We start from the raw sequence: 12,016 nt of genomic DNA, 5'->3' as shown, positions 1-12,016 counted from the left end.
CTCACACCCTTTGAATACATTTAACAAAGCTAGACAAACGAGCCTCGATCGATTCAGGCGCGGTCCGCCCCATTAAACCAGGGGACTCAACATCTAGCCGATCACGTTTGCCGCAGTCCGGGGTTCGAATGGAAAGCGGCCGAGGGCGACCCCGCGCTGACACCTCGCCTTGTGCCAGGGACGGACGTTTTACGCGAACCTCCCCATATTTTTTTGAAGCTCGGGAAGCAGACCCGAGACGTCACCAAGACAGACAGCTCGATGCCAATTTGCATTTAAACCGGGAGGCCAACCTTGCTGAGGCCCTCGGACAGATGGTCAACGTCGGCCTGATCGCGGAAGGGGAGCCGTCCAACATGCTCGGCAAAGGAGTATTTCGGATTGATCTCCATCAGTTCGCGCCAGACCCGGCCGGCTTCCTCGGCCTCGTCCAAATGGCCGAGCGCGACAGCAAGAAAGGCGCGAGAGAGATCGGTCTTCGGGGCGAGCTGTATACGCTCCCGGAACAGCGCCGAGGCAGCTTCGAATTTGCCGGCGACAAGATAGGCAGAGCCGAGAAAGTGAATGTATAGCTGCTTCAACGCGGGATCGAGCCGGATGGCTTGTTCGATATGAGGAATAGCCGCGAGGGGCTGGCCGCCATAGATGTTGACGATGCCGCGCGAGTTGTGCGCCTGAGCGTAGTTCGGATTGAGATTCAGCGCAGCGTCCGCTTCAGCCGCGGATCGGTCGAGATCCTTTTTCCACAAGTAGAAGACCGAGGCGACGTAGTGCACGAAGGCAACCTGCGGACTCTTCTGCAAGGCCAAGTCGACATGGCGCTCGGCCCTTTCAAGCGACTCGCTCCAGCCATCCGTCCAATGGAACTGCCAGTTGAGCACCTCGGCCATGGCGAGGCCGGCATAGGGCTCGCCATAGCTCGAATCCTGGGCGATCGCCTGCGCGAACAGGTCGGTCGAGTGCTCGAACACGTCACGGTTCCTGATGGTCCCCCACAGCGCCTCGCGCCCGAGCAGGAAAAAGTCGTGTGCCTTGCTGCTGGTCGTTTTGACAGCACCAAGCATCGCGGCTTCGCTCGGGCTCAGTTTGATCATCAGCGCGTCAACGATCCGCCGGGTGACCTCGTCCTGGACCGCGAAGACGTCGCTCAGTTCGCGATCGAAGCGGTCGGCCCAAAGGTGTCCGCCGGTTTCCGCATCGATCAGCTGAGCGGTAATCCGTACACGGTTGCCGGCGCGGCGGATGCTCCCTTCCAGCACCGACCGGACCCCGAGCTCACGGGCCACCTGCCGCACGTCGACAGCTTTGCCCTTATAGGCGAAGCTCGAATTGCGCGCGATCACCAGCAGGCCGCTGACCTTGGAGAGGTCGGTGATCACATCCTCGGTTATCCCGTCGGCGAAATATTCCTGCTCAGGATCGCCGCTCATGTTCTGGAACGCCAAAACGGCAATCGAAGGCTTGTCGGGCAGCGCGAGCTGTGGCGAAGGCTTCCCCGGCGCAGCGGCCTCCGCGGGTGCCGCGGACTTCGCCTGTGCGGGGACTCCGACCTGCAGCGAATAAACTCGGACCGGATCGGCGATGTTCTTGAGTTGCACCGCGCCGCGATCGTGGATTGCGAGATCGAGCCTTGCCTTGACCTGCCAGTACGCTTGCTCGGAGAGACAGATGCTGCCAGGCTCGCAAATGCCTTCGAGCCGCGCGGCGATATTGACGCCGTCGCCCATCAAATCGCCGTCGCGCTCCTCCACGACATCGCCCAGATGGATGCCGATGCGAAAGTCGATGCGGCGGTCGGGCGGCAGCCCGGCATTGCGCTCAACCATGCCATTCTGCACCTCGATGGCGCAGCGCACGGCGTCCACGACGCTGCGGAACTCGACGAGGGCTCCGTCCCCGGTGCGCTTGACAACGCGACCATGATGCACGGCGATCGTCGGATCGATCAAATCGCTGCGCAGCGCCCGCAACCGCGCCAGGATGCGATCCTCGTCGGCGCCGGCGAGCCGGCTGTAGCCGACCACATCCGAGACCAGGATCGCTGCTATTTTCCGGGTCTCACTCACGTCGTGCTCCCTCTATCCAGCCTACTGCAGCCAGATCAGTGCCGTCCTTCTCAACATAGAGCCGTTAAGCACAGGGAAGATAGCCCCGAGCCATTGGTCGGATGGTCCGCACAGGATCGACCGAGTCGTTCGAGACAGGCCGGCGAAGCGCCCGGACTTGGCGCAATCAAGCCGTCCAGCCCTGTCGCTAGCAGCGTCTGCTTTCAGGGGTCAGAGCAAGAGACAGCGGTCCGACCGGTTCTAGCAAGCACGCACGCCCTCGTTGGGTCAGATCGAGACTTGGGCCCCACCGGATTGAATGTCTGCATTCTCGTTCGGACGGCTAAACTCGGCGTAGCTCGTGACGACCCTAAAGCCGGGATTGCTACTCGCACAAAAGGGAGGATCCTTCTTCCGATCTGCTATATAGTTCCCCGCAGAGCCTCGACCGCTTGGGAGAAGGCACTGTGGATATTGAGGCATGGCTGGGAGGCCTCGGCCTGGGCGAGTACGCACCGGTCTTCCGTGACAACGACATCGACCTCGAGGTTCTTTCCAAGCTGACCGCCGGGGACCTGACCGCGCTCGGGGTCACATCGATCGGCCATCGGCGCAAGTTGCTCACCGCCATTGCGTGCTTCGCTGAGATTACAACCCTGCCCCGAGTGGCGGCGCTACTGCCAGCGGCCTCGAATTCCCGCGCAGAGCGGCGGCAACTCACAGTGATGTTCGTGGACCTCGTCGGCTCGACCGAGCTGTCGCAGCGGCTCGACCCGGAGGACACACGCGAAGTCATCTTCGCCTACCCGAGAGCGCGATGCCCTTCTCGGATCGACCGGACTCAACCGCATTGCTTTGTGGAAGTGGTCGCGACAAGCGGGCGGCTGGAATGTGCGTTCACCCAGCCGCTACCCGTATAGCCCTGCGCCGAATTGGGGTTGAGCAGCAGGGATCGTTCGATCGTGCCCAGCGCCATCTGGTAGTCCTTCGCGCTATAAGCGATCACCTGCGCGGCGAAGCGTAGGCTCGTGGGGTCGTCGCGCGCTTCCGCCAGGACCTCGCGCGCCATGCGCGCGGCGACTCGCATATCGTCAGGCTCGTGCCAGCACTGGCTCATGGATAGGCTGCGGACATAGGCGCCGAGTGCCTTCGCCAAGTTGAAGCCAGGGTCGATGCTGAGGGCCTCGTTGGTGAGCCGGCGCACGTCGGCAAACCCTTCGCGCGTCATGCTGTAGAAGCGCGGCAGCGCGCGAAGGTAGAGGTCGTAGGCGCTGATGTAGTCGGTCGGCTTCATGCGCGCCTGCTTGATCTCCACCAGCCGGATGCTCGGCTCGACAGCGCCGACGACGCTCTCGGTCACCTTGTCCTGCAGCTCGAAGATATCGCTCACGTCGCCCTCGAAGCGGTCGGTCCAGACATGGTGTCCGCTGATCGCGTCCACCAACTGCCCACTGATGCGCACCCGCGATCCTGCCCTGCGGATGCTGCCTTCGAGCACATAGCGGACGCCCAGCTCGCGCCCGACCTGGCGCAGGTCCACCGCCCGGCCCTTGTAGGTGAAGGACGAGTTGCGGGCGATCACGAAGAAGGAGTTCACCCGGCTCAATCCCGTGATGATGTCCTCGACCAGCCCGTCGGCGAAGTATTCCTGGTCGGGGTCGCCGCTCATGTTGGTGAAAGGCAGAACCGCGATCGAGGGTTTCTCGGGCATGGGAGGCGATGCAGCCTCAGAGGCGCTGGCGTCGGTCTCGACGCGGTAAGCGCGCACAGGCCGCTCTATGTTCTTGAGGCGCAAGTCGCCGAGCGGCGTGAAGCCACAGTCGAGCTTGCCTTGAAGGTGGTCGTAGGCGGTGCCCGAGACAATCACGGTGCCTGGATCGGCGATGCTTTCGAGACGGGCGGCTATGTTGACTCCGTCGCCGTACAGGTCGCCGTCCTCCTCGCAGACCACGTCGCCGAGATCGACTCCGATGCGCAAGCGAATCCGCTTTTCCTCCGGCGTCTCCGCCTCGTGTTCTGCCAAGGCCTGCTGGATCGCCATCGCCGAGGTCACCGCGTTAACGACGCTCGCGAACTCGCACAGCATGCCGTCGCCGGTGAGTTTGACGATCCGACCTTGGTGCTCTGAGACCATCGGTTCGAGGAGGTCCTTGCGGTAGATCTTCAGCCGCTCGAGCGTGCCGCGCTCGTCGCGCTCCGTCAGGCGCGAATAGCCGATCACGTCGCAAGCCAGGATCGCCGCGAGGTGGCGCTGCGTGGTCATCGAACCGCTCAGCCAAGCGCCCGCACGCAGGCCGCCCCGCGCCCAGGTCCTGCCAACTTCCACGCCTCACGCGCATGGTAACCATCTCTCCCAATCTCCTCCCGTACGACGATACAGAACGGAGAACGCAGCTTGACCTTGCCTTCACGAGATTTCGCTATCCCGCTTGCGAGGCGTGGAGCGTTCCAGTCGCCGCGCTAACAGCCAACCGACGACACGCCCACGCAGCCTCTGGGGACGCTGACTCGCCACTCCCAGAAGGCCGGAGATATTTCCTGATCTGTGTAACCGGTCGACGCCACCGTGGCGGTGCCTTTGTCACCGCGAGGTAACAGCGAGATGCCTTGCGAACGCGCTCATCGGGCATCACCAATCGTTCGCGCTTAGACGTGTTGAGGTCGGCAAGTGGCGCATCGGCGACTTACGATCCGGTTGTCGAATGTCTGCTATTCAGCAAGGCTAAATACGGTCTCTACGGCGTCAATTGAGGCGCTTTGCTGCCGCTAGCTACCATCCCCTACGAGGATGGGGAAGCACAAGCAGTGCGCTGGAATGCGCCAGGCTATGTTCACTTGCTACGCCTAGGAACGTGCATATATTGTGCGTACGAGAGAGGTCGGAGATTTGTCATGCCCCTCGCACAGCTCGCACAATCGAAAGTGGTCTCAGGCTTTGTCGACAGCCTGCAGGAGCCGCGCACCCCTTATATCTCGCCGAAGCGCCTGTCGCAGGCGCTGGGCGTGGAGGTGGCCAAGGGTTCATCGCAACACGCTCCGCAACCCGTCATCGGAGCGCCTGCAGGGCCGGATGCGCGAGATGGTCAAGGTGATTTCGGCCGCAACGGAGCTCACCGGCGACGTCGACAAGGCAATCTACTGGTATCGCAATGAACCGATCGCCGACTATAGCCATCGCACGGCGGCCGAGCTCGTCGCGAACGGCCAAGTTGAAGCAGTCCTGGCCTTCATTCGGGATCTCGAGAACGGGGCGTGCGGGTGAAGGTCACCAGCGTCGGGCCGGACGAGATCTTCCATCGCTATCTGACACCCAAATGGGCCCTCCTCCCGACCAGCGGTGCAGGCGCGGCGATTGACGGCGGTCATTTCAACCGGCCAGGCGTCGAAGCGCTTTACCTGTCCCGTTCGGCCCAGACGGCGCTCGATGAATACAGACAGGCACCAGCATCAGCCCGCCGGCCACCCTAGCCCCCTACAAGGTCACACTCGCCGAGGTCGCCGACCTTTCGCAGGGATTCGACCCGAGCATCTGGGACGGCGCTTGGAAGGAGTGGGATTGTGCCTGGCGCCGGAAGCTTGCGGATTTGGTTCTCACCGCCGGGCTTCGGGGCATCCTGTTTCCGTCGCTGCGTCACGCCGGCGGCACCAATCTGGTGATCTTTCCGGCCAATCTTGTCGATGGCGACCATGTCGCGGTTCACGATCCCGATCACCGGCTGCCGCAAGATACAGGTCGCGCGACGGCTTGCGATTGGTGACGGCTGATTGCAGGGCATGGAAGTCGGACAGCCTCGCCTCATTGATGCGGATCGCCATCGACATGGCGATTTCAGTCCGTGGCGGCCGACCGTTTGAAAGCGATGGTCACCTTTGTCCCCTCATTCGCGCTTGAGTTGACGTCGAACTCCGCCTTTGCGTTCTCGGTCAGCGAGCGCGCGATTAGCGCGCCGAGCTTACCGCGCTTTGGCCATGTCTCGCCTTCCGGCAGGCCGATACCGTCATCCGCGACGACGACCCGGCAGCCGTCGTCGTCCACTTTGCTATGCAGCGTAATCGTGCCGCCGTCACGACCGTGGAAGGCATGTTTGAGCGCATTGGTCAGCAGCTCGTTCACGACGAGCCCAATCGGCATGGCGACGTTTATCGAGACTGGATAGGTATCGACTTTCATGTCGAGGCGGATGCCCTCGACAGCATGAGAATTCATGACGGCTGACGCGATCTGGCTGAGATAGACCCCGAGATCGACCTCATCGTTCTGCTCGTCTGCCGAAAGCGTTTGGTAAAGGATGGCGAGCGCGTCAACACGGCCTGCGAGCCTTTCGAAACGCTTCTGGTCCGGCTCGGCCGCGTTGCGGGTTTCCATACGAATCAATGCCGTGATCATCTGCAAGTTGTTTTTCACACGGTGCTGCAGCTCGCGCAGCAGCGTGTCCTTTTCTCTGATGCGCTCGTCAACCGAGCGCGGATCCTCGGGCTCGCCATGGGCCGAGACGTCGACCAACGCCACCAGCCTGAAGCAGATCTTGCCGTTGTCATCCTCGATGACATTGGAATAGACGTCGACGATCGCCGCCTTATCCTCGCCCCGTTCCAAGCAAAAAGTGCCGACGAAATCGGTCTCTTCGACCAAGGCGTCGACCAACGGGCGATCCTTCTGTTGATGGATGCCGGTACCGCAAAGGGCAGCCCAGTTTTCTCGGGAAAGCCTAGCCGCCTTCAGGCCAGACAGGTTCTCGAATTCGGGATTGGCATAGACGACACGCTCCTTGGCGCTCAGGTCAGAGACGGCGATAGCAATTGGCACCTGGTCGAGGAATTTCTTGAACTGTTCGCTCTCCAGCGTGCTGGCAAGATCTGGCGTCTCGAGCAGTTGCTCGACCGCCTCGGCCTTTTCTGAATCGGATATCATCTGCGGGCGCCTGCGTGTGCGTGAACGAACGCCACCAATACCAGTGATGCCTAACGCTTGCCATTGCCAAACGAGAGGGCATCTTCGCGCGCCCGGTCAGGAATACGAGGGTAGCCGTATACAAGAGACGCCTAAATCATGGAGAATATTGGGGTGTCGCTTCACAAATCTACACATCCTTGAAGTGACATTGCGGGAAAAGGTGCTTTCCAGACAAAACCTTGCTGGTCGCGAGGCCGGCATTCGCCTCCTGCTGCTATGCAGGAAGGCATGGATGAAGCGTACCAATCAGGCAGCAAGCTATCACCCCCGTTCGTGCAATTTTCCGAACAATCCATCAGGCGAACCTCCCTGCTCCAAGTTCGACATAGAGGAAGCGCTTGAGGTCAGCGCCGAACGGTCATCAGCCAAGCGAGCCGCCAGCGACGAGCATTGACTATCTCCGGGTCAGAGTCTCCATCGGTCGTCGGCTGCTACCAGCCGTAGCTGAAGGTGGCGCCGCCGCCACCGTCGCCGTTCTGAACGACATTGGCGTTGTTACTCCTTCCGAACTGGAAAATGCCGTAAGCGTTGTCATTGCCGTTCTGCTGCAGGGTGGCGGAATGGCCGTTGCCTTCCTGATGAATGATGCCCAGATTGCCGCCGCCGTTTTGTCCCATGCCGGCGGCGTTGCCGTGTCCCAACTGGCGGATGCTGGCGCCGCGCAGGCCGCGATAGAGCGAATAGACGCGCAGGCCGGTCGCCATGGCACCCGCGTCGCGGGCGTTGTCAGGAGCAAATGTCACCGAAACCCAGCCGCCCGCGTAAGCCGGTGCGGATAGCGCCGCCTGGCCGATGCTGCCGGCAACGAGAGCGGCGGTAAGGGTCTTGAACAGGGTGAAGGTCATCCTGGTCTCCATTTTCCGGCTGTCTCAGCCTATGGCCAACCGTCTCATTTCGTGGCTGAACGCTGCCGGAATCTTCGTTCAGCTGTCGTTCAGTCATCCCCCCGGACCCTGGCGCACCAAAAAAAGGGCGCCGACCGCCGGCGCCCCTTTTTCGTAAATCTGACGATGAGATCAGGTTGCGCTGCCGATCCGCTCGGCACAGCCGATACTCTTGCCGCCGACCGTGACGTCGAGCCTTCCGTTGTAGACGGCACCTTTTGCGTCGAGCGTAACGACGCCGAAGTAATCCCTCGGCCTTTCTACGATCGCTGCCGACAAGCGGGCCGCTTCATTAGTCGTTCGCACGAATGGCGCTTGAATAGTGCTGGGCAGTTTGAAGGAACCAGGGCAACGCCATTCGCGTTCGTGCACCCAACTTATCCAGTTGCGAGACCTCAAACCTTACCACTCGCCACAGTTCGTCTGCCGGAATGCCAAGTTCTCCATTGCCGATTCCAAGCTGCCACTCATTCTTATCAACTCCAAGGACCGCACCACGCACCTTCACGCTGATGCACGAGTTCTGCCACTTGGTCGTGCGCGCCAGCGGAATCAGCGGGCTTGATTTCGAAGCTCCCGAGCCGGCCAGCGCCGCCGTCGAGCAATGCTGCGATGCCGTTGCCGGAGCCGCGCTGGTGCCAGCAGACTGGCTGCTAGGCGAGCAGCTTGTGCGCGCCAAGGGCCAGGTAAAAACCTGGGACGAGGAAGAGTTGACCGCGCTCGCCTCCCGTTTCGGCGTCAGCCGCGAAGTCATCATGCGCCCCGCACTTGAGGATCGCACCAGCACCGGCGGCCCGCCCCACCATCTGGCTGTGCTCAGCCAATTCGGCCGCAGCGGAAGCAGATCGCCGGTTATGCACCACACTGCCAGCTCAGGAGCCAACCCTTCCGCCCAACCCGCGGCACGGTGAGCTCTGGATGGCACAATCCTAAGAGACCGTTTTGAAAATCGGCTGGCTATGGGTTCCGTCTGAGGCTTGGTTGTGATTCAAGCTTTTGATGTGGACAAAGCAGAGCCGTGGGCGGATGGCCCAGATTGCCAAGAAGACCAAGCGCTATCCGTCTGATTTGACGGACGAAGAGTGGGAGCAGTTCGCACCGCTGATGCCCAAGCCTGGGCGTCGCGGCCGTCCGCGCGAGGTTGATTTCCGGGAGGTGGTCAACGCCGTGCGCTACCTGGTCCGCTCGGGTTGCGGTTGGCGGATGCTGCCGATCCATTTCGGCCCCTGGCAGACGGTCTACGGCTGGTTCCGCGAGTTGGCGCGGCGCTTTCTGTCCATCGTCACATAGTTGACAATCACGTCTGCTCCAGCCGCCCCCAAGGCGATTGCTACAGCCTTGCCGATTCCGGAGTTCGCGCCCGTGACGAGCGCCTTTTGCCCTGTAAGCGGTTTCGGCAAAGCCATCTGGAACTCCTTCTGCTCATAATTACCGGGAGCAATTACCGGGAGCAGCACGACGTCAATTGAACGCGCCGGTAGGCGTCAGGTCGTCAACCACCAGGACGGCACGAGCCAGCCCGAAAGAATCTCTGGCAGCTCCGGCTATCGGCAAGCAATGGATGACGAGGGGCGGGCCATCGTGGCGGGTTAGGACGGCTGGTTCGATTTTCGAGCCAGGCACCAAAGAAATCCCGCATGCACGAAAAATGAGGGTGCGGAGTTCGTTCGCATCAAGTGGATCGACTGCGTGGACATGACCGGACCTGACATCCAGGCGCTCCCCCAGCAGCCGTGCGAAGGCCGGCGACATATGAAGAACGTGTCCAGTAGCAGAGAGCAATGCCAACGCTTCGCGATGGTCGCCGAGGGTATCCAGAATCTGGTTCGCCGTCGCCAACTTAAGCCGCAACGCAAACGAGCACGCATTTGAAAAGCCGTCCACGAGTCGGGTCCTACGGGCTCAAATGTGTGAGAACATCGGGTGCCCTGGCCCCGGAAGTTCTGCCATGAGAATGGAGCCAGTCGCGGCTTCGGTGATCTAGAAGGCGCCACGTAGTTGGTTGAGGTCCGTTCCGCTCACCACCGAATGGCGGGCTGAGGAGCGAACCGTCACCTGACCTGGAGGTGAAGCGCAAGGCATCAAGTGGCTCCGCACTCTTTGCCGCTTACAGCTGAAGAGGGATCTGAACGCCTTTCGCGATCAACGAAGCGCGGGGTTGTGCCGCCAACTCTGTTTAGGATGTTTCACTTCTCCGTCTGATCCGGGACATGACCGAATGAGCATCGATGCGGTTCTCGCCGAAACAAAGGCACCACTTGGCACCTTGCACTCTTGCGTTTGCACTGATCGCATTCAGGAAACAGGGGATATCGTCACTCTGGAGTTCCAGAGGACCGATGGTCGGATGTTCGATTTCCTTGCCGGACAGTTCGTTACGATCCGCTTCTCTTGGGATGGCGATCGTTACGCGCGGGTGTTTACCATCGCATCGCCACCGACCCGGCCTCAACGTATCGCCTTGACGATCAAGGCCGCGGCGAATGGCAGGGCCACGCGTATCCTACACGATCATTTCATCACAGGTTGCTCGGTCGAGATCAGCGAACCCGGGGGCGACTTCACACTGGACGGCCGCGCCGTCGAGAAAGCGCTGTTCGTGTGCGCTGGAAGCGGTATCACGCCACTGATGTCGATGGTGCGGGCCCAGTATGATAGAGGTAGTGACCTCGACCTGGCGTTCATACAATGCGCGCGCACGCCGGACGATGTCCTTTTCGGCCAGGAACTGCGGATGCTGCGCGAAAGCATGCCGAAGCTGAGGGTCGAAACAGTGTGCAGCCAAACGCCTGGATCCGGCCAACCCCAAGGTGGCGGCCGGCTTGACGCGACCCGGTTGGCGCGTCTTGTCCCGGATGCGGCTACACGAACGGCTTTCCTGTGTGGCCCGACTGGATTCATGCAGGCAATGCGCCGTCATTTGATCGAACTTGCGGTTCCAGCCGAGCGGATTTTCATGGAAAGCTTCGGCCTCGAACCATCGCCAGCAAACAAGGCATTTGGCAGCACGGAAGCCGTTGTCACCTTCGAGCGCTCCGGCGTGCGCTGCGAGAGCAACGAAGGTGAGACAATCCTGCACCTGGCCGAAGCCAAGGACATTTACATCGAAACGTCGTGCCGAATGGGTGTGTGCGGCACGTGCAAGGTCAAGCTGCTTCAGGGCGAAGTCGAGATGAACGATATGGGCGGCCTGACAGAAATTGAGCGCCTGGACGGCTTCATCCTGTCCTGCTGCAGCATGCCGAGAGGCGACGTCGTCATCGACCTGTAGATGCTACGCCGTCATCAGTTTGAGTGCCTTGAGCAGGCGAACATGGGTATGGGAATGGTGGTGCCTGACATGCACGACTGAATAGATGGGATGTGAGATCTTCGGTGCATCTGCAACGGGGTGCGCCACACCCTCCTGCCGCAATTTTGTCGCCATCGTTTCCGTAACGAAGGCGGCACCGCCCCGGCTTCGCAGGAGATAAACAACGGCACCGCCATTTCCCGTCGAAACCGGGCTGTTTTCCAATTCCGGCAACATCTGCTTGTGGGCGCGGTTGAAAAAGGCCGAATAATTGGCGCGGATATAGTCCGCCGGCTTGACCTCGCTCCAGGCAATGCTGCGCGTCGAAACCATGACGAAATTTTCCTCCGCGATCTGCTCGTAATGCATGTCCGGAAAGTACTGCGGAGAATAGAGCACCGCCAGATCGAGGCTGCCCGTGGTGAGATCAAGGATCATCTGGTTCGAGTAGTCGATCTCGACATAGATCGCGAGCTTGGGCATCGTCGCCCGCACCCATTCCAGCCACCCTTCCAACACGCGTTCATAGAGCTCGAACTGGATGCCGATGCGGATGAGGCGATCGAACTTTCCAACCGCCTGGATTTCGCTGCGAGCGTCCAGCCAACGCAGCCTAACCGCGCGCGCGTGCTCTTCGAACCTCAGACCGGCCACGGTCGGCTCAGTCCCGCTTTTGCCGCGGATGAAGAGCTGCTTTTCCAGGAGAGCCTCGAGCGTGCGGATGCGGCTGGAAACGGTCGACTGGGTGATGCCCAGTCGCTCCGCTGTCCTGTTGAAATTGCGGGTTTCGATCAGATCTAGGAACGTATCCAGCAGTTCGATCTGCATGCAGCCATCCAGC

General features: G+C 61.0%; 12 protein-coding genes and 3 pseudogenes. 7 read left to right on the top strand and 8 right to left on the bottom strand.

Annotation, left to right across the window (positions count from 1 at the left end; genetic code table 11):
* Positions 1–275 precede the first annotated feature (275 nt).
* Positions 276–2,066, bottom strand: a complete 1,791-nt coding sequence (locus JT360_RS25140) for an adenylate/guanylate cyclase domain-containing protein (protein WP_214474948.1) — start codon at positions 2,064–2,066, stop codon at positions 276–278.
* A gap of 446 nt (positions 2,067–2,512) precedes the next feature.
* Between JT360_RS25140 and JT360_RS25135 the strand changes: the two are divergent.
* A pseudogene (locus JT360_RS25135) lies at positions 2,513–2,851 on the top strand (SAM domain-containing protein); the annotation flags it as partial.
* Positions 2,852–2,886: 35 nt separating this feature from the next.
* Here the strand turns inward: JT360_RS25135 and JT360_RS25130 are convergent.
* Positions 2,887–4,308, bottom strand: coding sequence for an adenylate/guanylate cyclase domain-containing protein (locus tag JT360_RS25130; RefSeq protein ID WP_214474945.1), 1,422 nt, complete (start codon positions 4,306–4,308; stop codon positions 2,887–2,889).
* Positions 4,309–4,937: 629 nt separating this feature from the next.
* Between JT360_RS25130 and JT360_RS25125 the strand changes: the two are divergent.
* The 3 genes and pseudogenes from JT360_RS25125 (at position 4,938) to JT360_RS25115 (ending at position 5,803) form a co-directional block, all read left to right on the top strand.
* Positions 4,938–5,307: pseudogene (locus JT360_RS25125) on the top strand (hypothetical protein).
* Positions 5,298–5,513, top strand: coding sequence for an RES domain-containing protein (locus JT360_RS25120; RefSeq protein WP_352128331.1), 216 nt, complete (start codon positions 5,298–5,300; stop codon positions 5,511–5,513). Before JT360_RS25125 ends, JT360_RS25120 begins: the two are co-directional and overlap by 10 nt.
* Entirely contained in the window at positions 5,474–5,803 is a 330-nt protein-coding gene (locus JT360_RS25115) for an RES family NAD+ phosphorylase (RefSeq protein ID WP_214474988.1), read from the top strand. Before JT360_RS25120 ends, JT360_RS25115 begins: the two co-directional genes overlap by 40 nt.
* Before the next feature lie 71 nt (positions 5,804–5,874).
* Here JT360_RS25115 and JT360_RS25110 read toward each other — a convergent pair whose 3' ends face one another.
* From JT360_RS25110 to JT360_RS25100, 3 genes are all read right to left on the bottom strand, one after another.
* A complete protein-coding gene (locus JT360_RS25110) occupies positions 5,875–6,957 on the bottom strand; it encodes a sensor histidine kinase (RefSeq protein ID WP_214474943.1) in 1,083 nt (360 codons plus the stop codon).
* 473 nt (positions 6,958–7,430) lie between these two features.
* Positions 7,431–7,844, bottom strand: coding sequence for a curlin (locus tag JT360_RS25105; RefSeq protein WP_214474941.1), 414 nt, complete (start codon positions 7,842–7,844; stop codon positions 7,431–7,433).
* Between the two features lie 171 nt (positions 7,845–8,015).
* A complete protein-coding gene (locus JT360_RS25100) occupies positions 8,016–8,255 on the bottom strand; it encodes a hypothetical protein (RefSeq protein ID WP_214474940.1) in 240 nt (79 codons plus the stop codon).
* Positions 8,256–8,419: 164 nt separating this feature from the next.
* Between JT360_RS25100 and JT360_RS25095 the strand changes: the two genes are divergently transcribed.
* Entirely contained in the window at positions 8,420–8,794 is a 375-nt protein-coding gene (locus JT360_RS25095; RefSeq protein WP_352128345.1) for an ImmA/IrrE family metallo-endopeptidase, read from the top strand.
* Between the two features lie 88 nt (positions 8,795–8,882).
* A pseudogene (locus tag JT360_RS25090) lies at positions 8,883–9,158 on the top strand (transposase); the annotation flags it as partial.
* Here JT360_RS25090 and JT360_RS25085 read toward each other — a convergent pair.
* Positions 9,122–9,289 carry an SDR family NAD(P)-dependent oxidoreductase gene (locus JT360_RS25085; protein ID WP_214474938.1) on the bottom strand — a complete coding sequence of 56 codons (168 nt, stop codon included), beginning with the start codon at positions 9,287–9,289 and terminating at the stop codon, positions 9,122–9,124. The pseudogene JT360_RS25090 and the gene JT360_RS25085 sit on opposite strands and share 37 nt — an antisense overlap.
* A gap of 55 nt (positions 9,290–9,344) precedes the next feature.
* Entirely contained in the window at positions 9,345–9,767 is a 423-nt protein-coding gene (locus tag JT360_RS25080) for a nitrogen regulation protein NR(II) (RefSeq protein ID WP_214474937.1), read from the bottom strand.
* Between the two features lie 334 nt (positions 9,768–10,101).
* On the opposite strand from JT360_RS25080, the gene JT360_RS25075 reads away from it, so the two are divergent.
* Complete coding sequence (locus tag JT360_RS25075) at positions 10,102–11,154, top strand: flavin reductase family protein (RefSeq protein WP_214474936.1); 1,053 nt, start codon at positions 10,102–10,104, stop codon at positions 11,152–11,154.
* Between the two features lie 3 nt (positions 11,155–11,157).
* Here the strand turns inward: JT360_RS25075 and JT360_RS25070 are convergent, their stop codons facing one another.
* The gene (locus JT360_RS25070; RefSeq protein WP_214474935.1) at positions 11,158–12,003 is read right to left on the bottom strand and encodes a LysR family transcriptional regulator; all 846 of its coding nucleotides are present in this window, start codon (positions 12,001–12,003) and stop codon (positions 11,158–11,160) included.
* Positions 12,004–12,016 lie beyond the last annotated feature (13 nt).

It is taken from the genome of Mesorhizobium sp. dw_380, assembly GCF_018588885.1.
Classification (GTDB): Bacteria; Pseudomonadota; Alphaproteobacteria; order Rhizobiales; family Rhizobiaceae; genus Mesorhizobium.
This window is presented reverse-complemented; position numbering and strand designations above follow the sequence as displayed.